Raw genomic sequence first — 20,256 nt, 5'->3', positions numbered from 1 at the left:
GGACCGGTCGCGCAACATTCAATTCATTTCGCGCGCCGTACCGAGCATCATAGCGCGCGCTTCCGGCGGCCGCGCAATCCGCTCCCGGACCGCCGGCGCCGCCAGGCACGTCGCGACGGCCTCGTACCCCGGCGCGCCGGGGTAAGGCGCCACGCGCGCAGGCGGGCTGTGATTGGCCGGGCACAACAGGATGGTTTCGTCGGGGCCGACCGCCGCGAGATCGAGGATCGCCGCCGAGCGCGTCAGCAGGAACAGCGGCCGCATGCCGGCGGCCGCGCATGCGCGCAGATGCGCGATCAACGCGCGTTGCGTGGCCTGATCGAGATCCTGTTCGATCATGTCGACGATCAGTACGCGCGGACCTGCCGCTTCGAGGCTGACGAGCAGGGCGGTCAGCGCCGCCGACGGCGCCGCGCCATTGCCGGCGAGCAACGCCACGGTGCGGTCGACGCGCGACTTCAGTTCCGGATCGGCACGCAATGCATCGAATGCCGCGGCACAGTCGTCGTCCAGCCGATCGAGGCCGACGAACACGGCGCCCGGCAACGCATCGGCCAGCCGAAGCGCGAGCCGCGTCTTGCCGCTCCCGAGCGAACCGATGATGTAGTTCAACGGCCGGATATCGCGACACTCGAACCGTTCGCCGCCCCACGGCCACGGCAGGTCGAACGCGACGCCCGCGCTGCCAGGGTCGACCAGCCGGGTGAGTTCGCCGTCTGTCGGCATCCGTCCCCGTGCCAGGCCGGCACGCATCGCGCGCACGCTGTCGAGCTTGCCAACGAGATCCTGAATCCCGCGATCGAGCGCCGCTTCGTGAGCAGCCAGCGCGGCATCGAGACTGCGCGCGTCGCCGCCGAGCACGTTCGCTATCTGCGCGAGACCGAGGCCGAGCTTGCGCAGCGCCGCGATGTCGGCGGCGCGGGCGAGATCGTCCGGGCCGTACGCGCGGTATCCGGCCGGCGTCCGTTCGGGCATGACGAGGCCGTGCCGCTCGTACAGCCGTAGCGCCTTGATCGAGATGCCGAGCCGCGCGGCGGCGGCCGATGCGTTCAAGCGGAGTGTGTCCGTACCCATCCGTCACCTCTTTGCTGTCGATTCGTTGCGGTCAGCATAAAGGCAGTCCCAAGGGTCGGGTCAAGCGCGATCGCTCCAACGCTCAGTCGCCGGCCGCGAACTCGTCGCGCAGCGCGCGATACAACCGTCGATAGCGCGCGAGCCGGCCCGCCAGCAGATCGACCGACGCGGGATCGGGCGCGACCGTCTCCGTGACGGGCGGCGCGACACAGACTTCTTCCAGGCTGTCGTCCGTCGCCGCCAGTCGCGCGAGCCGCGCGGCGCCGAGTGCCGCGCCGACCGCGCCATCCGCATGGCGCTGCATCGCGAGCCCGGTCGCATTCGCGCACAACCGCGCCCAGAACGCGCTTTTCGAGCCGCCGCCGATGAACGACACCGCGTCGAGCGTCGTGCCGGCCGCGCGTAGCGCGCCGTAGCCGTCGGCCATCGCGAACGCGACGCCTTCCATGACCGCATACGCGAGATCGTCCGCATCGTGTTCGTTCGACAGCCCGAAGAACACGCCGCGCGCATGCGCGTCGTTGTGCGGCGTACGCTCGCCGCCGAGATACGGCAGGAACAGCGGCGCGCGGGCCGGATCGGCGTGCTCGGCGCGGGCGGCCAGCACGCCGGGCGTCGTGCCGTGCGCGCGCGCGAGCCAGTCGAGGCTCGCGGCCGCCGACAGGATCACGCTCATCTGGTGCCAGCGTCCTTCCACGCAGTGGCAGAACGCGTGCACGGCCGCGTCCGGGTTCGGCGCGAAGCGGTCGTTGCCCGCGAACAGCACGCCCGACGTGCCGAGCGACAGGAAGCCGCTGCCGGCGCCCGTGACGCCCATGCCGATCGCGGACGCCGCGTTGTCGCCGGCGCCGCCGGCGATCGTCACGGGCCCGGCGATCCCCCATTCGCGCCGCAGCGCGTCGCGCAACTGCGCGGCGGCCGCGTTGCCTTCGACGAGGCGCGGCATCTGCGCGCGCGACAGCTCGGTCGCGGCAAGCATCCGGTCGGACCAGTCGCGGCGCGCGCAGTCGAGCCACAGCGTGCCCGACGCGTCGGACATATCGGACACGAATTCGCCAGACAGGCGCCAGATCAGGTAGTCCTTCGGCAGCAGCACCTTATGCACCGCACGAAACACGGCCGGCTCGTATTTCGCGAGCCACAGCAGCTTCGGTGCGGTGAAGCCGGGCATCGCCATGTTGCCGGTGATCGCGCGCGATTCCGGCACCAGCGCCTCGAGTTCCACGCATTCGGTACCGGCGCGCGTGTCGTTCCACAGGATCGCGGGGCGCAGCACCTGGTCCGCGCGGTCGATCAGCGTCGCGCCGTGCATCTGCCCGGACAGCGCGATGCCGCGCAGCGCGGCGAAGCCGGCCGGATGCGCGGCGCGCACCGACGCGATCGCGTCGAGCATCGCGTGCCACCACGCCTGCGGGCTTTGTTCGGACCAGTGCGGACGCGGCCGGCTGATCGACAGGCAGGCCGAGCCGGTCGCGAGGGGGACCGATCGGGAATCGGTGAGCAGAACCTTGACCTCGGACGTGCCGAGATCGATGCCGAGATATGTCACGTATGAAGCATCCTGTCTGGGGCGCGCGGCGGCACGCGTCGCGGGGGCGGCGCGTCGTCGCGGCCGTGCGGTTCGTTGAGCCGGTGCAGCGCGCGGAACTTCGACGGCGGCACCTGCTTCATCGCGAGAAACTGACGGTTGAAGTTCGACAGGTTGTTGAAGCCAACCCGGTAGCAGATGTCGGTCACCGTCAGGTCGGAAAACATCAGCAGCTCGCACGCCTCGTTGATGCGCAACCGGTTCAGGTAGCGCACGAACGACGAGCCGGTGTGACGCCGGAAAAACCGCGTGAAGGTGCTGACGCTCATGCCGGCGAACGCGGCGACGTCGGTTTCGCGCAGCATGCCGGGCAGGTTCTGCTGCAGGTACGACAGCACCTGGTTGATGGTCGACGACATGTAGTGCTGCGCGTCGCTGCGGTAGCCGGGCCCCGCGAGCACGCGCCGCTCGCGGCACGACGACAGCCGGTCGAACAGCGACATCAGGATCTCGACGCGCCGGCAGCCGTGCGCGTCAGCGAGTTCGAGCATCAGCGGCGCGACCTCGACGCCCACGCGGTCGGGAAACTGCACGCCGCGCGCCGCGTCGTCGATCAGGTCGATCACCGGCTGCAGCTCGCTGAACGCGCCGACCATCTTTTCGATCGCATCGCGCGAGAACTGCAGCACGACGTCGCGCGACGGTACGCGTTCGCCGTCGGCGAGCTCGCTGACCCAGTTGTGCGGCAGGTTCGGCCCGGTGACGATCAGGTTGCCGGGCCCGAAGTCGCCGATGTGGTCGCCGACGAACACCTTGCCGCGCGACGCCTGGATCAGGTGAATCTCGTACTCGGGATGGAAGTGCCACTTCGCGACCGAATGCGGATAGTCGTGGACCCACGCGCGGAACGATTCGTCGCGGTGGGTGGGAACGATCTCGAGATCCGGGTTCATCGTGTGCTCCGTCGGGGCGTGCCGGCGCGCTACGGACGGGACATCGACCAGCTCGTCGCGGCAGGCGGCGTGGCGCGCGTCGCGGCCGCCGGCGGCACCGCGTGCGCGATCGGGTTCGGGTCCGGCAGCGTGACGTTGCGCTCGGTGCCGGCGTCGAACAGATGCAGCGCTTCTTCGTCGAAGCGAAACGCTACCACGGCGCCCGGCGCCGGGGCCATCGGGGCCGGCACGAGGGCCGCGCACGGCTGGCCGCGCCAGTCCAGCGTGACGAGGGCCTCCGCGCCGAGCAGCTCGACGAGTTCCACGGTGCCGGTCAGCGCGAGCGTGCCGGGGGTCGGATCGCCTTCGGCGACGAGCCGCAGGTGGTTCGGGCGGATCGCGGCCTTGACCTGCTGGCCGTGCGGCAGCCGCGCGAAGCGCGCCGACGCGAGCGGCCAGCGCGCGCCGTTGCAGTCGACCCACACGTTCGCGCCGACCCGCTCGATCGTGCCGTCCGCGAAGTTCATCGCAGGCGTGCCGACGAACCCGGCCGCGAACACCGTGTGCGGCTGGCCGTACAGTTCGGCCGGCGTGCCGATCTGCTCGATGTGGCCGCCGCGCATCAGCACGACGCGATCGGCGAGCGTCATCGCTTCGAGCTGATCGTGCGTGACGTACAGCGTGGTCGTCTTCAGTTGCCGATGCAGCCGCTTGATGTCGCCGCGCAACTGCGTGCGCAGCTTCGCGTCGAGGTTCGACAGCGGCTCGTCGAACAGGAACACGGCCGGCGTCTTGATCATCGCGCGCGCGATCGCCGCGCGCTGCTGCTGGCCGCCCGACATCGCGCGCGGGCGGCGGTCGAGCAGCGCGTCGAGGCTCAGGGTGCGCGCGACGTCGCGCACGCGGCGGTCGATCTCGTCGGCCGGCACCTTCAGCCGCCGCAGGCCGAACGCGATGTTGTCGTACACCGTCATGTGCGGGTACAGCGCATAGTTCTGGAACACCATCGCGACATTGCGCTCGCGCGACGGCAGGTCGTTGACGACCGCGTCGCCGATCACGAGCTCGCCGCCGGTGATCGCCTCGAGGCCCGCGATCATCCGCAGCATCGTCGACTTGCCGCAGCCGGACGGGCCGAGCAGCACGATGAATTCGCCGTCGGCGATCTCGAGGTCGAGCGGATGCAGCACGGCGGGGCCGCCGTCGTAGTGCTTCGACAAAGCCTTGCAGGTGATCTGGGCCATGACTCAATCCATTTCAATCTGAATCTTGACGTCGCGCGGGTGCCCGCTCGCCGCTTCCTCGAACGCGCGCACGCCTTCGGAAAACGGGAACGTGCGCGAGATGAACGGCTTCACGTCGATCGCGCCGGACGCGATCAGCGCGAGCGCGCGCGGAAAGATGTTCGCGTAGCGGAATACCGATTCGATGCGGCCTTCCTTCGCTTGCAGCGCGACCACGTCGAGCGGCACCGGCGCGACCGGCATCCCGATCAGCACCGCGCAGCCGCCCGGGCACATCAGTCCGACGAGGCCCGCGTACGCGTTCGTGCTGCCGCTTGCCTCGAACACGACGTCCGCGCCCCAGCCGCCGGATGCCTCGGCCACCGCGTCGGCCAGCGGCCGCGTACGCACGTCGACGGTCGTGACGGCCGGGTTGTCGGCGAACAGCGCGAGCTTGTCCGGCACGACGTCGGCGAGGATCACGCGCGCGGCGCCGCCGGCGAGCGCGGCGAGCGCCGTCATCGCGCCGATCGTGCCCGCGCCGATCACGACCGCGAGATCGCCCGGCTTCATCGCCGCCTTCTTCGCGGCCTGCAGACCGATCGACAGCGGCTCGACGATCGCGCCTTCGGCGAACGACACGTTGTCGGGCAACCGGTACGTGAACGCGGCCGGATGCACGACGAACGGCGTCAGGCAGCCGTGGATGGGCGGCGTCGCCCAGAAGCGCACGTCGGGATCGAGGTTGTAGAGCCCGCGCAGCGTCGCGGGCGAATCGAGGCGCGGTACGCCGGGCTCCATGCACACGCGGTCGCCGACGCGCAGGTGCGTGACGGCGGCGCCGGTCTCGACGACGGTGCCGGACGCTTCGTGGCCGAGCACCATCGGCGCGTCGACGCGGAACGGGCCGATCCCGCCGTGCACGTAGTAATGCACGTCGCTGCCGCAGACGCCGACCGTATGCACCTTGATCCGGACGTCGCCGGGGCCGACCGCCTGCGGCAGGTCGATGTCGCGCAGCGCGAGTTCGCGTGTGCGTTCGAGGACGAGTGCTTTCAACGTGTTCTCCTTATTTTCCCTTGACGATCGAATTGAGCAGCCGGCTCAGCATGCCGACGAAGACGAGCGGCGGCAGCGCGAGCAGCACCGTCGACGCGTTGATCACGCCCCACGGCACTTCCTGACCGAGCGACGTGAACGCGGACGCGACCACCGGCAGCGTCGCGCTGCGCGACGACGTCAGTGCGAGCGCGATCATCAGTTCGTTCCACACCAGCACGAAGCTGAACACGATGCCGCCGAGCAGCGTGCTCGCGCACACCGGCAGCGCGATGTGCCAGAACACCGCGTACGGGCCGTAGCCGTCGAGCGCGGCGGCTTCCTCGATCTCGCGCGGCAGCCGGCGGAACACGGGAATCGACAGCCACGTGATGGTCGACAGCGTGACGAGCAGGTACGTGACGATCATCGACAGCTTCGTGTCGTACAGCCCGAGATCGACCCAGATCGCGATCAGCGGCAGCGCGACCGCGACGGGCGGCAGGAAGCGCAGCGATAGCAGGAAGAACTGGATGTCGCGCTTGCCGTGCACCGGATAGCGCGCGATCGCATACGCGGCCGGCACGCCGAGCACCGCGCCGATCAGCACGGCCGCGCCGACGATCGCGATGCTGTTGCCGAGCCCGATCAGCACCTCGGGGCTCGACAACACCTGCTCGTAGTTTGCGAGTGTCGGCGTGAAGAAGAAGCGCGGCACGGGCGTGACGATGTCGAGCAGGTGCTTGAGCGAATTGAGCACGGCCCAGAACAGCGGGAACGCGGCGACGAGCAGGATCGCGCCGGCGATCGCGACGGTGGAAACGGCGGCGGCACCGCGCCGGGCCATCAGTCGTCCCATTTGTTGACCCTCTTCCAGATGAGCGTGAACACGAGCGTGGTCGCGACCATCATCAGCACGGCCATGCCCGACGCATACGACACCTTGCCGGCGAGGCCGATGCCCTGCTGGTACGCGTAGAGATCGAGCGTCTCGGTCGCGATGCCCGGGCCGCCCTTCGTCATCACGTAGATCAGGTCGAACGAGCGCAGCGACTCGACCATCTTGATGAACACGAGGCTCACGAGCGGCGCCTTCAGCATCGGCAGCGCGATGTACGCATGCACCTGCCACGTCGTCGCGTAGTCGAGCCGCGCGGCTTCGAGCGGCTCGGGCGGCAGCGTCTCCAGCAGCTTCAGGATCACGACCGCGAAGAACAACCCCCACTGCCACACGTCGACGAGCGCGACCGCGTATAGCGCGAGATGCGGATCGGCGAGAAACGCGGTGTGTTCGACGCCGAGCGCGCCGAGCAGCCAGCTCAGGATGCCGGTGAGCGGCGCATACATGAACTTCCAGATGAACGCGGCCGACACGCGCGGCAGCAGCACCGGCATGATCAGCACCAGCGACGCGAAGCGGCGCCAGCGGCCGTGCACGCGCTCGAACAGGAACACCGCGAGCGCGATCCCGACCAGCACCGCGCCCGCGACCGTGACGACCTCCCACAGCACCGACACCTCGATCGCGTTCAGGAAGCGCCGGTCCGACGCGAGCCGCACGAAGTTGCGCAGGCCGACGAATTCGCTGTCCGGGTAGCGCAGCACGCGGTTGCGCAGCGCGAGGTTGATCGCGGCGATCGTCGGGACGAGGCTCAGGACCGCGAGCAGCGCGAGCGTCGGCGCGAGGAACACCCACGGCAGGCTCGTGCGGTCGCGGCGCGCGCGGCCGCGCCGGGTCGACGGTGCGGGAGAGGCCGGGCGGACGCCGAGCGCACGTCCGCCGGCGCCGTCATTTGCGAGCGCCATGTTCGAGCGCGTCCTTCGCGTACTGGTCCGCGTCGTCGAGCGTGCCGCGGATATCCGTCTGCGTGCCGGTGAACACCTGTTCGAGCGCGATGCCGAGGTTGTCGCCGATATCCGGCCACTGCGGCGTGCGCCAGATCGTCACCTGCGTGACGGGGTTCGTGTCGTTCAGCCCGGCCTGGATCTGCGGCGCGACGTGCTGCTTGAAGTACGGGCTGCCGATCGTGCTCGAGCGGTTGTAGTCGCTGAACACGCCGTTGCGTAGCCGCGCCTGTTCCTGATCCTTGCTGGTCGCCCATGCGATGAAGCGGCCGGCGGCCATCCGCGTGCAGTCGTCCTTCGCGCCGACCGCCGAGATCGCGAAGCCGTGGCCATACGCGGCCGACGGCAGCGGTGCGGGCGGCCGCGTGTAGCCGACCTTGCCGGCCACGCTCGACTTGCTCGTATCCTCCATCCAGTCCGCGAACGGCGTCGATTCGATCATGAACGCGACCTTGCCCGAGCGAAACGCTTCGAGCGCGTTGCTCCAGTCGTAGGTCGCCGAACCCGGCGGTGCGTACTTGAACAGGTCGCTGTAGAGCTGCGTGGCCTTCACCGCGCCCGGCGAATTGAACGCGGGCTGGCCGCCCTTGTCGGTCCATGTGCCACCCATGCCGAGCATGAACGGCGACCAGCGCCACACGTTCATCCCCGAGCCGCGCTGGCCGCGCGCGACCCAGCCGTACAGCTTCGGCGGCGCGTTGAGCTGCTTGATCGCGGCGACGAGCTGGTCGAGCGTCTTCGGCACCGGAATATGCGCGGCGTCGAGCAGGTCACGGCGATAGAACAGGAAGTCGCCGCCGCCGATCAGCGGCGCGAAGTACGCGACGCCGTTGTAGCTCGCGACCGCGCGGCGGCCGGGCAGGAAGTCGTCGTAGTCGTAGTCCTTCGGGTAGTACTTGAGGAGCGGCACGATCCAGTTGGCCGACGCGAATTCGGCGACGTTCGCCTCGTCGACGTAGTAGATCTGGTAGGAACCCGCGCCAGTCGACGCGTCGAGCCGCGATTTCGCGCGGCGGTCGTTCTCGCCGAAATAGCTGATCTCGACCTTCGTGCCGTTCTTCTTTTCGTAGTCGGCCAGCGACTTTTCCATTACCGACAGGCCGAGGCTCTTCTGCGCGAGCACCCGAAGGGTCGGCACCTTGCAGGTTTGCGCGGCCACGATGCCCGGCAGACAGGCGCCGAGCAGCACGCCGGCTGCGACGATTCGCATCTTGTTCACCCGTGTCTCCTTGATTCTGCTTGTTCGAATGCCGCCGATGGCGGCAGGAACAATGGTGTGACGCGGGCGAGGCGATCACCACATCAAAAGAGTTCGGGAACCGATACTTTTTGCTCAGGGTTGGTCGTGCGATGCACAAAATGTGGTGGTGGGGCGCGAACAGTGCACCGCGCACGTGACGAGGTAACGGCGGCGCGTTACGCCGCGAAGCGCTCGCCTTCGGGCGTCGGCACGAGATCGTCGGGCCACCGCACCTCGAACCGCGTGCCGCCCGCGCCGGTCGGCAGGCACAGCGCTTCGCCGAGATGGGCATGCGCGATCGCCGCGACGACGGCGAGCCCGAGGCCGGTGCCGCCGGGTTGCGACTCGTCGACGCGCCGGAACGCCTGGAACACGTGCGGCGCGAACTCGGCCGGGATGCCGGGGCCGTCGTCCTCGACGCGCAGCCGGCACATGCCGTCTTCGATGCGCGTCTGGATCCGGATCGCGCCGGGCGCCGCATGGCGGCGCGCGTTCTCCAGCAGTGCGAGCAACGCCTGGCGGATGCGGACCGGATCGCAGCGCATGCGCCGCGGGTCGAGATCGAGTTCCGGATGCTGGCCGGCGGCCTGCAGCGCGTGCGCGAACACGTCGACCACCGCGCGCACGTCGGCGGCGAGATCGGTGTCGCGGATCTCGATGCTCAGGTGGCCGCTGTCGGCGAGGCTGACCACGCGCAGATCCTCGATCAGACGCGTCAGCCCTTCGACCTGTGCGAGCAGGCTGCGGTACAGCGCGTCGCTCGGCGTGAACACGCCTTCGGCGAGCCCCTGCAAGCGGCCGCGCAGCACGGTCACCGGCGTGCGCAGTTCGTGCGCGATCGCCGCGTTCCAGAAGGTTTGCTCGTCGGTCACGCGCTGCAGCTCGCTCGCGAGCGCGTTGAAGTTGTCGGCGAGCAGCGCCGCCTCCTTCAACGAACGGTCGCCGGCGACCGCGCGCGCGCCGAGATCGCCGCGCGCGACGCGGCGGATGCTGTCCGTCACCGAATTCAGCGGCACGAGGATGCGGCGCGACAGGTTGATCGCGACGATGACCGCGATCAGCAGGCCGACCAGTGTGGTGGAGGTGATCCACACCCACTCCGGCCCGCTCGGGAGCCAGCTTTCCGGCTTGAACGACTCCGGCGAGTACTGGTACAGCAGGTAGTAGAACGCGTAGGCCGTCACGACGATCAGCACCGTGACGCCGAACGCGATTGCGCCCATCGTCAGCGCGATCTGGCGGCTCAGGCCGTCGAGTCTCACTCGCCGCTCCACAGTTTGTAGCCGACGCCGCGCACGCTGGCCGGCACGCCCGCGACGCCGAGATCGTCGAGTTTCTTGCGCAGCTTGCTGACGTGGCTGTCGACCGTGCGCTCCAGCGCGTCGCCTTCCGGCAGGCAGGTCGCCATCAGCTCGGCGCGGCTGAACACACGGCGCGGCGCGCGCGCGAGTTGCGCGAGCAGCTTGAATTCGGTGAGCGTCAGCACGAGCGTGTGGCGCGTGCCGTCGACTTCGACCGTCGCTTCGTGGTGCTCGAGATCGATCTCGAACGGCGCGGCGCGCAGCACGCGCTGCTCTTCCTGGCGCGAGCCGGCCATCGACCGGCGCAGCACCGCCTGCGCGCGTGCGACGACTTCGGCAGGGTTGAACGGCTTGACCACGTAGTCGTCGGCGCCGATGCGCAGGCCGGTCAGCTTGTCGATGTCCTGGTCGAGCGCGGTCAGCATGATGACGGGCGTGTCGCCGCGGTGGCGGATCTCGGCGAGCACCTTCCAGCCGTCGACGTGCGGCATCTGCACGTCGAGCAACACGAGGTCCGGCTTCAGCGACAGGTGGAGTTCGAGCGCGCGGCGGCCGTCGGCGGCGTGCACGGTGCGCAGGCCGTTGCGCGCGAAATAGGCGGTCAGGATCTCGGCGATCTCGGGTTCGTCCTCGGCGATGAGGATGAGCGCTTGCGCGCCTTGGCCGGCGCCGGGAGATGAGGGAAATTCGGGCATGGCCACTCGTTCGGATTCAGCGGGGTTCCATCGAATCGCCATACTACCGTACGGCTCTGGCGGTCGAATGGAGACGGGCGGCCACGCCCCGGCGAGACGCCGCGCCAGGGCGGCGCGTACCGTCAGTGCCCGACTTCCTTCAGCAGCGCGGCGGCCGCGAGCTTGCCGATGCCGTTCGACGCGAGCGGGCTGTCGCCCGTGATCAGTTTGCGGTCCTGATGGCAGCGGCCGGTCATGTCCTTGTTCAGCACGCGCGCGCCGAGCTTTTCGAGGCTCTGCGCGACGAGCCACGGCAGCGGGCCCGGCATGTAGCCGATGTCGAGATTCGGCCCCGTGTCGAGCGCATCCGGAAACACGCAGAGCTCGTAGTCCTTGAACGGGTAGTCCTCAGGATCTTCGTCGACGGCCGCCGACAGCAGGCATGCGGGCCCGTGACACAGCGTGATGATGTGCCGGTCCTGGTCGAGCGCCCAGCGCAGCGTGCGCTTGACGTCCTTGCTGTGCGGAATGCCGGCAAGCACGCCGTGGCCGCCGGGAATGAACACCGCGATATACGGCGAATCGGCGCCGGGATGCTGGTCGAGCACGTCGGACAGCTTGAGCGGCGTCTTCAGCTTCGGCAGGTACTTGCGGTAGGTGCTCTGCACGGCCTCGTCATCGCTCGGCATCGCCCAGAGTTCGAGCTTGGCCGGATTGCCCGACAGCGTCGCGATGTCGATCTCGAAGCCGGCCTTGTCCATGTGGTGCATCGGCAGCAGCATCTCGACCGGATGGTTGCCGGTCGAGAACATCTTGCCGTTCGTCATCAGGATGTAGCGCTCGTCGGTCGCGATCATCAGGACCTTCCACTTGCCGCCGGTGTACGGATTCGGGTAATCGGCGCCGTCGAAGTCGGTCTTCGACGACGTGTACTGCGACAGCGAATACGGCGACGGGAAATACGCGTTGTTCTCCGCCGGGTCGGCGGCGGGCGTGCGGTCCGTCTGCGTCGTGTCGGAAGTCATGGCTGCTCCTTGCTCGGGGGATGGGTTCGGATGGGGCGGGCGTGGCCGGTGGGCGTCTGCGTGAGTCGTCGCGGCGATTCCGCGGCGGCGACCTGGCGTTCCGGTCATGTCCCGGTCGTGCGGACGGGTATCTCGCAGGGACGATGCGTGTTGCGATGAATCCTACAACGCCGTTCCGCGGCGAACGCCTCCCCGAACGGGTGGGTATCCCGTACCCATCGCCGTGATACGCGTCCGGACGGCTCGCCGCCGCTTTCGACAGAGACTCGCTCCCCCCGGACAGGGGGGACGCGAAAGCCGGCCGGTCCGGTATCGTGGCCGCACGCTCGACGACCCGACCAGTCGCCCATGGAGACTTTCATGCATTCGTCATACCCGTACCCGCAAGACGAACCGGCGCCGTCCGGCCATGCGTATCCGCTGCTGATCAAGCAGTTGCTTCATGCGCCGCTGGCGACGCGGCCCGAGCAGGAGATCGTGTACGGCGACCGGGTTCGGCACGATTACTGGACGTTCCGGCATCGCATCGGGCAACTCGCGAGCGGACTGTCGTCGATCGGTGTCGGCGCGGGCGACGTCGTCGCCGTGCTGGACTGGGACAGCCATCGCTACCTGGAGTGCTACCACGCGATTCCGATGATGGGTGCGGTGCTGATGACCGCCAATGTCCGGCTGTCGCCCGACCAGTTGCTGTATACGCTCAACCATTCGGGCGCATGCATCGTGCTGGTTCACCGCGACTTCCTGCCGTTGTGGGCGGGCATGCGCGACCGGCTCGACACCGTGCGGCACGTCGTGCTGATCGCCGACGGTGACGAAGCCGGTTTGCCGGACGGTTTCACCGACGAATACGAGGCGCTCGTCGCGGCCGGTTCGCCCGATTTCGCGTTCCCCGATTTCGACGAGCAGACCCTCGCGACGACGTTCTACACGACCGGCACCACCGGCCTGCCGAAGGCGGTGGCGTTCACCCATCGGCAGCTCGTGCTGCACACGCTCGCGGGCATGGCGGCGTTGTCGAGCGCGCGCGATCGCGGCCGCGTGCATCGCGACGACGTCTACATGCCGATCACGCCGATGTTCCATGTGCACGCATGGGGAATGCCGTACATCGCGACCGCGCTCGGGCTCAAGCAGGTCTATCCGGGCCGTTATTCGCCGGACGGATTGGTCGCGCTGATTGCGCGCGAAGCGGTGACGTTCTCGCATTGCGTGCCGACGCTGCTCGCGATGATTCTCGACAGCCCGGCGTCGGCGGCGGCCGACCTGTCGGCGTGGAAGGTGATCGTCGGCGGCTCGCCGCTGTCCGACGGCCTGGCGCGGGCGGCGCTCGCGCGCGGGATCGAGGTCTACACCGGGTACGGGATGTCGGAAACCTGCCCGCTGATGACCATCGCGCAGATCGACCCGCCGCGCGCGGCCGGCGGCGCATCGGCCGACGACGACATCGCGCGCCGGACCAAGGCGGGGCTGCCGTTGCCGCTCGTCGACCTGCGCATCGTCGATGCGCAGTTTCGCGACGTGCCGCACGACGGCCGGTCGGCGGGCGAGGTCGTCGTGCGGATGCCGTGGGCGACGCAAGGCTATCTCGGCGATGCGTCGGCGTCGGCGGCGCTGTGGGCCGGCGGCTATCTGCATACGAACGACATCGGCGTGATCGATCCCGACGGCCGGCTGCAGATCACCGACCGCATCAAGGACGTGATCAAGACGGGCGGCGAATGGGTCTCGTCGCTCGAGCTCGAGAGCATCCTGTCGCGTCATCCGGCCGTGCGCGAATCGGCGGTGATCGGCGTGAAGGATGCACGCTGGGGCGAGCGTCCGCTCGCGCTAGTCGTGCTGACCGACGAACAGGCTGGCCGCGTCGAGCCGGAGGAATTGAAAGCGCATGTGAAGCAAGTGGCCGACCGCGGGCTGATCTCGCGCTATGCGGTGCCGGAACGGCTGCTGATCGTCGACGCGATCGAGAAGACGAGCGTCGGGAAGATCAACAAGCGCGCGTTGCGCGAGCGCTACCAGCCCGACTGACGAGTGCCCGGCAGCCCAGACGCCGGCGGCCAGGGCCACGCGGCTCCCCGCCCGGGGTAACCCCCCGAATGGGGGGCTGAACATCGCGCGCCGGTTCGAGAACAATGCGGGTCCCGTGTCGCGGACCGATACGCGCTGTGCGCGCCCACGCCGGTACGGACATCACCTACTTTTGACGGCCGGCGTCGAATCGTTATGCTGTTTTCGGCGCACGGCGAGACCGGGCCCGGTCGGCGGCTTCGCCGGCGGGCCGGCGGACACGCGATCAGCGCGAGGAGAACACGAACAGCATGGCGCCGATGGACAGCAGACAACCGGTTCGCCCGCCGGACCCCGATGCGATCGAAGTGCTGGTGCGCACCAAGCTGGCGCCGGCGTCGGCCCGCGGCATCGTGGCGCGCATCGCGCGGCTCGGCCGGCTCAGGCGCGGCCTCGACCGCCGGCTGACGCTCGTGAGCGCGCCGGCCGGTTACGGCAAGACCACGCTGCTGGCCGAGTGGCGCCATGCGCTGGTGGCGTCGGGCGTGAAGGTCGCGTGGGTGAGTCTCGACCAGGACGACGACAACGCGTCGATCTTCGCGTCCTACGTGGTCGCCGCGATCGCCGACACGACCGGCGGTGTCGGCGCCCGCGCGCAGCAGTTGTTGCGCGATCGCGCGCTGATTCCGCTGAAGACCGTATTCGACGAACTGCTCAACGAACTGGACAGCGCGGGCGTCGAACTGTTCCTGATGCTCGACGACTTCGATCGCCTCGCGTCGCCGGTCATCCACGACGCGATGTTCGATCTGCTGCGCTACGCGCCGTCGAACCTGCATGTCGTGCTGTCGTGCCGCTCGGCGCCCGCGTTGCCGCTCAGCTATTTCGAATCGCGCGACGAACTCGTGCGGGTGGACGAGAACGACCTGCGTTTCGACGACGCGGAGACGCGCGCGTTCTTCGAGCGGGTGGCCGGCAAGCCGCTCAATGCGGACAACGTCGGGCGTCTGCGCGCGGCGACCGAAGGCTGGGTGTCGGGCCTGCAACTGGCGGCCCTGGCGCTGCACGACGACAGCGACGCGGCGCGCGTGGCCGAGCAGGTCAGCCACGCGCGTGCCGGCATCGCCGCGTACCTGAACGAGAACGTGATGACGCAGGTGCCGGACGCGATCCGCCACTTCCTGCTGCATACGGCGGTGCTCGACCGGATGACGCCGGCGCTGTGCGATGCGCTGACCGGCCGCGACGATGCGCTCGACTGCCTCGAATGGCTAACCGCGCGCAACCTCTTCATCCGGTCGATCGACGGCGACCGCCGGCGCTACCGCTATCACGCGCTGTTCCTGCAATACCTGCGGGAGGAGCTGGCGCTGCGCGAGGCCGGCGCGGTGGCCTCGCTGCATCGCCGTGCGAGCGCGTGGTATGCGGCCGAGCGGCAATGGCCGGACGCCGTCAGGCACGCGCTCGCGGCCGGCGACTTCGATGCGGCCGCCAGCTGGGTCGAGGCGTGCGCGATGAAGCTCATCGCGTCGAGCGACGTGCGTACCGTGCTCGACTGGGTGTCGCGCCTGCCCGCGCAGGCGCTGACGGGCCGCCTGCGGTTGCGGATCGCGCATACGTGGGCGCTCGCGCTGTCGATGCAGATCGTCGATGCGCGCCGTGCGCTGGAAGCGCTGGAAGCCGACATCGCGGCCGGGCGGCTCGATACCGACACGGTTACGGCGACCGAACTGCTGGCCGTCCGCTCGCTGATCGCCGGGCTGTCGGATCACAGCATCGAATCGCTGCAGCTCGGCGAGCGCGTGCTCGCGGCCGCGCCGCCGGCCGGTTCGTGGGTCGAGCAGATCGGGCAGACGACGCTGATCTTCGGGCTCGGCTACGCGGGCCGCCTCGGCGACGTGCGGGATCTCGGCGCGCGCGCGGAACACGCGGCGTCGGGGCACGAGCCGCTTTACGCGAACGTGTACCGCCAGAACATGTCGGGCCTGGCCGAGTTCGTCGCCGGACGGCTGCACGACGCGTCGAAGACGTTCGAGACGGCGTTGCGCGCCGCCGAACGCTCGGCGGGTCGCCTGTCGGCGGCGACGGCGCTGTCGGCCGGCTATCTGTCGGCGATCTACTACGAATGGAACGACTGGGCGAAGGTGCGCGACGCGCAGGCCGACCGCTTCGACATCGCGATGCAGGCCTGTTCGCTCGGGCCGTTGCTGAGGTTCATGCAGACCGCCGCCCTGCTGCAATTCCGGTCGGGGAACGACGCGCGTGCGCACGACATGCTCGACGAAGCCGATCGCATCGCGTGCAGCCGGCAATGGCTGCGGCTGCGCGTCGCGTGCATGGCGACCGGTATCCGGCTGCATCTGGACGCTGGCCAGCCGACGCAAGCCCACCGTGTGGGGCGCGCGCTGGCGTCGCTGGTGTCGCCCGTGCCGCCGGACGAAGCGTCGAGCCACGTCGAGACGTGGCAGATGGCGCAATCCGCGCAGGCAAGGCTGCTGCTCGCCGATGCACGCGCGAACGAAGCCGCGCAGCGCATGGCGACCGTGCACGCGGTGCTGGCCGCGCGCGGGTTCGACTGGTTCGCGGCGCAGGCCGCCGTGTTGCATGCGATCGCGCTCGACCACGCGGGCGACGAGAGCGCGGCGCTCGCGGCGTTCGCGCGTGCGCTCGAATACGGCCAGGGCAACGGACTCGTCCGTACCTTCGTCGACGAAGGCGCGGCGGCCGAGCGCTTGCTGGCGCGCATGCAGAAGCGTGCCGACCGCTTTCCGGCAGTGGGCGCGTGGTATCTGCGCGACCTGGCCCGTGCGTTCGACGCGCAGCGGGCGTCGGGCGGGGCACCGGCCACGCGGCCGGGTGCGACCGGCAACCTCAGCGCGCGGGAGCTCGAGATCCTCGACTACGTCGCGCGTGGCCTGTCGAACAAGGAAATCGCCCGCGCGCTGCGCGTCGCGCCGGAGACGATCAAGTGGCACCTGAAGAACATCTTTGAGAAGCTCAACGTGACGTCGCGCATCCAGGCGGTGCGCAGCGGGCTGGCGCTCGATCCGTCACGAGTGCGGCGCGACGACGAATGACGCGCTGCCGCCCGCGTCAGCGGTGCGCGGCGAACGCGGCCACGATCTCGTCGATCGCCGCACGGATGCGCGCGGTGTGGCGCAGGTCGCGGTGCGTGACGAGCCAGACCTCGTACGGCGACGCCCGCATGCGGTCCGGCCAGATCCGCGCGAGCCCGTCGCGCTCGCCCATGTGAACCGGAATCTCGCCGACGCCGAGGCCCGCACGCAGCGCCGCACGCAGCATCAGGTTCGAGTTCGTCCGTGTGACGATGCGGCCACCGTCGATCGGTTCGCCGGCGAGGGTCGGCTTGCGGCTGGCGTCGATGTACGGCTGGTAGACGGCGAGGTCGTGGCCCGCGAACGCGCGGCCGCGCTCGGGCTCGCCGTGCCGGTGCAGATAGTCGGGCGACGCGAACAGGCCCATGTCCCAGCACGCCAGCCGGCGCGCGACCAGATCGGGGTTCTCGGGCCGCACCGTGCGGATGGCGATATCGGCTTCGCGTTTGGCGAGATTCAGGATGTGGGTCGACGTGTTCAGCGCGACGGAGACGTCGGGATGTTTCGCGTGCAGCCGTGCGATCGACGGCATCACGAACTCGATCGCGAGCGCGTCGGTCGTCGTGATCTTCACCTCTCCGGCGAGCCGCCGGTCGACCCCCTGCGTCAGCCGCACCAGCTCGTGCGCATGCTGCTCCATCGCCTCGGCGGCGCGCAGCGCCAGTTCGCCGACCGGCGTGGGCAGATAGCCTTTCGACGAACGCAGGAACAGCGTCGCGCCGAGCATGTGCTCGAGCGTCGCGAGCCGCCGCCCGACCGTCGCCTGATCGACGCCGAGCGTCTGCGCCGCGCGGCGCAGCGTGCGTTCGCGATGGATCGCGAGAAAGACGCGCGCGTCGTCCCAGTTCATCGTGTGTCCCGACTGATGCATTTTTGCATTCCCCGACCGGTAATTCGCTGCGTGCCCGCGCGCGGCATCGCCCATAGACTGGCTTCACCTACATGGCGATGCCGCGATTCGGGGATGGCCTGCGAATCGGCCGCGCATCGACGAACGTTGAGGATCATATCGTGATTGATGACGCGAACCCCCTGCCCACCCACATGACCGCGATCGAAATCGTGCGGCCCGGCGGCCCCGACGTGCTCGTGCCGGCGACCCGCGCCGTACCGGTGCCGGGCCCCGGCGACGTGCTGATCCGGATTCACGCGGCCGGCGTCAACGGCCCGGACGTATTCCAGCGCAAGGGGCTGTACGATCCGCCGCCCGGCGCGTCCGACATTCCCGGCCTCGAGATCGCCGGCGAGGTCGTCGCGGTCGGCCGCGACGTCACGCGGTTCGCCGTCGGCGATCGCGTCTGCGCGCTGATTCCCGGCGGCGGCTATGCGGAATACGCGGTAGCGAACGAGAGCAACACGCTCGCGATTCCCGACGGCCTCGGGATGGCCGAGGCAGCGGCGCTGCCGGAGACCTTCATGACGGTCTGGCTGAACCTGTTCCAGCGCGGCCGGTTTTCCCCCGGTGAAAGCGTGCTGATCCACGGCGGCGCGTCAGGCATCGGTACGACGGCGACGATGCTCGCGAAGGCGTTCGGCGCGGCGACGATCATCACCACCGTCGGGTCGGACGCGCAGCGCGACGCGAGCATGTGGCTCGGCGCGGATCTCGCGATCGACTATCGCAGCGAGGATTTCGTCGAGGCGGTCGCGCGCTTCACGGGCGGCAAGGGCGTCGACGTGATCGTCGACATCATCGCGGGCGACTACGTCGCGCGCAATTTCGCGGCGGCCGCGATGAACGGGCGCATCGTGCAGATCGGCGTGATCAATGGCCCCGCGAAGGAGCTCGACCTGTTTCCGATGCTGACGAAGCGGCTCACGCACATCGGCTCGACGCTGCGCTCGCGCACTTACGCGGAGAAGGCGCAGATCATTCGCGAGCTCGAGGAGGCCGTGTGGCCGCTGATCCGGCAAGGCACGGTCAAGCCTCAGGTCTATCGGCTGTTCGATTTGCGCGACGCGCGCGCGGCGCACGAGCTGATGGATTCGGGACGGCATATCGGCAAGATCGTGCTGGCGACGCCGGCCGCGGATCGTGCGCTTCGGGCTGCCATCGACGCAAACGCCAAGCATTCCACATGATCCGCGGACGCTTCAGCCCCCCGGTCGGGGGGCTGAAGCCGCGGCGGGGATGGCCCGACAATCGGGGCACCGAATGCGTCGCCGCGCCCCGCCGGCGCGTCGCGTGGATGCAGCACCGGACTGGACGATGAGTCGAAATGGACATGCTCGAGAACATGCGGACGTTCGTTCGCGTCGTGCAGGCCGGCAGCTTCTCCGCCGTGGCGAAGCAGACCGATGTCGCGACCGCGCAGGTGTCGCGGGCCGTCGCGAGCCTGGAGGCGTATGCGCAGATTCGTCTGTTGAACCGGACCACCCGGAAAATCGCGCTGACCGACAGCGGGCGCCGCTATTTCGAGCGTCTGCAATCGATCCTCGGCGATGTCGACCAGGCGAATGCCGAGGCCCGGAACGCGCTGGTCCGCCCGTACGGACGCTTGCGCGTGCATACGATGCCGGGGCTCGGGCAGAGCCATGTGACCGCGTTGGCTGTCGCCTATCGGGCGCGCTTTCCCGAAGTCGCCATCGAGATGACCTATTCGCAACGGATGCCCAATCTCGTCGAGGAAGGCTACGACGTGTCGGTCGTCACGGCCGCGAGCCTGCCTGATTCCGCCTGCATCGCGCATTCATGCGGCACGTCGTTCAGCGTACTGGTCGCGTCGCCGGCCTACCTGGCCCGCCACGGCGTGCCGTCCGCGCCCGCCGACCTGGCACGCCATACCTGCCTGCGCCTCGATACGCCGGCCGAAGCGAACGACGAATGGCTGCTGCACGGTCCCGGCGGCCAGACCGCGTCGCATGCGGTCACGGCCGCACCGTTCCATGCGAATGCGCCGGAGGCGCTGTCGATCGCGCTGCGCGCGGGGCTGGGCATCGGCTCGCTGGCGATCTATTCGGCGATCGACGACCTGCGCAGCGGGCGGCTCGTGCGCGTGCTGCCGGACTACCGGTTGACGATGCTCGACGTGTACGCGATGTATGCGTCGCGCCGCTTCGTGGACGCGAAGGTCCGCACCTTCGTCGAGCATCTGCGCTTGGGGTTGTCGCCCGCGCTGAAAGCCGACGCCCGCGCGCTCGACGCGCTCGCGGCGCCGCGCGGCCGCGAGCGTGCCCGTGCCCGTGCGGTGGCCGGTGTCACGGCCTGACGGCCGGCCCATCCGTCGTACCCGTTGTACCCGTTCGTTCCTGT

At 69.3% G+C, this 20,256-nt stretch carries 16 protein-coding genes; 4 read left to right on the top strand and 12 right to left on the bottom strand.

Features of this window, described 5'->3' with window-relative positions; translation table 11 throughout:
* Positions 1–18: 18 nt before the first annotated feature.
* The 11 genes from J8I35_RS14950 to hchA form a co-directional block, all read right to left on the bottom strand.
* Entirely contained in the window at positions 19–1,074 is a 1,056-nt protein-coding gene (locus tag J8I35_RS14950) for a MerR family transcriptional regulator (RefSeq protein WP_209925918.1), read from the bottom strand.
* Positions 1,075–1,156: 82 nt separating this feature from the next.
* Positions 1,157–2,623: a xylulokinase gene (xylB, locus tag J8I35_RS14945; RefSeq protein ID WP_209925917.1), complete on the bottom strand. Its 1,467-nt coding sequence runs from the start codon at positions 2,621–2,623 to the stop codon at positions 1,157–1,159.
* Positions 2,620–3,555 carry an AraC family transcriptional regulator gene (locus tag J8I35_RS14940; protein WP_050017150.1) on the bottom strand — a complete coding sequence of 312 codons (936 nt, stop codon included), beginning with the start codon at positions 3,553–3,555 and terminating at the stop codon, positions 2,620–2,622. Before J8I35_RS14940 ends, xylB begins: the two co-directional genes overlap by 4 nt.
* A 29-nt stretch (positions 3,556–3,584) precedes the next feature.
* A complete protein-coding gene (ugpC, locus tag J8I35_RS14935; RefSeq protein WP_209925916.1) occupies positions 3,585–4,778 on the bottom strand; it encodes a sn-glycerol-3-phosphate ABC transporter ATP-binding protein UgpC in 1,194 nt (397 codons plus the stop codon).
* Between the two features lie 3 nt (positions 4,779–4,781).
* Complete coding sequence (locus J8I35_RS14930; protein WP_124556811.1) at positions 4,782–5,816, bottom strand: NAD(P)-dependent alcohol dehydrogenase; 1,035 nt, start codon at positions 5,814–5,816, stop codon at positions 4,782–4,784.
* Between the two features lie 10 nt (positions 5,817–5,826).
* Positions 5,827–6,654 (bottom strand): carbohydrate ABC transporter permease, encoded by an 828-nt coding sequence (locus tag J8I35_RS14925; RefSeq protein ID WP_209925915.1) that lies wholly within the window; start codon positions 6,652–6,654, stop codon positions 5,827–5,829.
* On the bottom strand, positions 6,642–7,601 hold the full coding sequence (locus tag J8I35_RS14920) for a sugar ABC transporter permease (RefSeq protein WP_239468949.1): 960 nt from the start codon (positions 7,599–7,601) through the stop codon (positions 6,642–6,644). The genes J8I35_RS14925 and J8I35_RS14920 overlap by 13 nt, the downstream gene beginning before the upstream one ends.
* The gene (locus J8I35_RS14915) at positions 7,585–8,859 is read right to left on the bottom strand and encodes a sugar ABC transporter substrate-binding protein (RefSeq protein WP_050017146.1); all 1,275 of its coding nucleotides are present in this window, start codon (positions 8,857–8,859) and stop codon (positions 7,585–7,587) included. Before J8I35_RS14915 ends, J8I35_RS14920 begins: the two co-directional genes overlap by 17 nt.
* A 197-nt stretch (positions 8,860–9,056) precedes the next feature.
* On the bottom strand, positions 9,057–10,142 hold the full coding sequence (locus tag J8I35_RS14910; protein WP_209925914.1) for an ATP-binding protein: 1,086 nt from the start codon (positions 10,140–10,142) through the stop codon (positions 9,057–9,059).
* Complete coding sequence (locus J8I35_RS14905) at positions 10,139–10,876, bottom strand: response regulator (protein ID WP_209925913.1); 738 nt, start codon at positions 10,874–10,876, stop codon at positions 10,139–10,141. Before J8I35_RS14905 ends, J8I35_RS14910 begins: the two co-directional genes overlap by 4 nt.
* A 122-nt stretch (positions 10,877–10,998) precedes the next feature.
* On the bottom strand, positions 10,999–11,880 hold the full coding sequence (gene hchA, locus J8I35_RS14900; RefSeq protein ID WP_011548634.1) for a glyoxalase III HchA: 882 nt from the start codon (positions 11,878–11,880) through the stop codon (positions 10,999–11,001).
* A 360-nt stretch (positions 11,881–12,240) separates the two neighbouring features.
* On the opposite strand from hchA, the gene J8I35_RS14895 reads away from it, so the two are divergent.
* Positions 12,241–13,908 (top strand): fatty acid--CoA ligase, encoded by a 1,668-nt coding sequence (locus J8I35_RS14895; RefSeq protein ID WP_185723177.1) that lies wholly within the window; start codon positions 12,241–12,243, stop codon positions 13,906–13,908.
* Between the two features lie 290 nt (positions 13,909–14,198).
* Positions 14,199–16,964, top strand: coding sequence for a LuxR C-terminal-related transcriptional regulator (locus J8I35_RS14890; protein WP_209925911.1), 2,766 nt, complete (start codon positions 14,199–14,201; stop codon positions 16,962–16,964).
* A gap of 16 nt (positions 16,965–16,980) precedes the next feature.
* Here J8I35_RS14890 and J8I35_RS14885 read toward each other — a convergent pair whose 3' ends face one another.
* Complete coding sequence (locus J8I35_RS14885) at positions 16,981–17,853, bottom strand: LysR family transcriptional regulator (RefSeq protein ID WP_027813897.1); 873 nt, start codon at positions 17,851–17,853, stop codon at positions 16,981–16,983.
* Between the two features lie 194 nt (positions 17,854–18,047).
* On the opposite strand from J8I35_RS14885, the gene J8I35_RS14880 reads away from it, so the two are divergent.
* Both J8I35_RS14880 and J8I35_RS14875 read left to right on the top strand, forming a co-directional pair.
* Positions 18,048–19,085 carry an NAD(P)H-quinone oxidoreductase gene (locus tag J8I35_RS14880; protein WP_124556819.1) on the top strand — a complete coding sequence of 346 codons (1,038 nt, stop codon included), beginning with the start codon at positions 18,048–18,050 and terminating at the stop codon, positions 19,083–19,085.
* A gap of 137 nt (positions 19,086–19,222) precedes the next feature.
* Entirely contained in the window at positions 19,223–20,212 is a 990-nt protein-coding gene (locus tag J8I35_RS14875) for a LysR family transcriptional regulator (RefSeq protein WP_124594871.1), read from the top strand.
* Positions 20,213–20,256 lie beyond the last annotated feature (44 nt).

The sequence above is a fragment of the Burkholderia sp. CpTa8-5 genome (assembly GCF_017815045.1).
Classification (GTDB): Bacteria; Pseudomonadota; Gammaproteobacteria; order Burkholderiales; family Burkholderiaceae; genus Burkholderia; species Burkholderia sola.
This window is presented reverse-complemented; position numbering and strand designations above follow the sequence as displayed.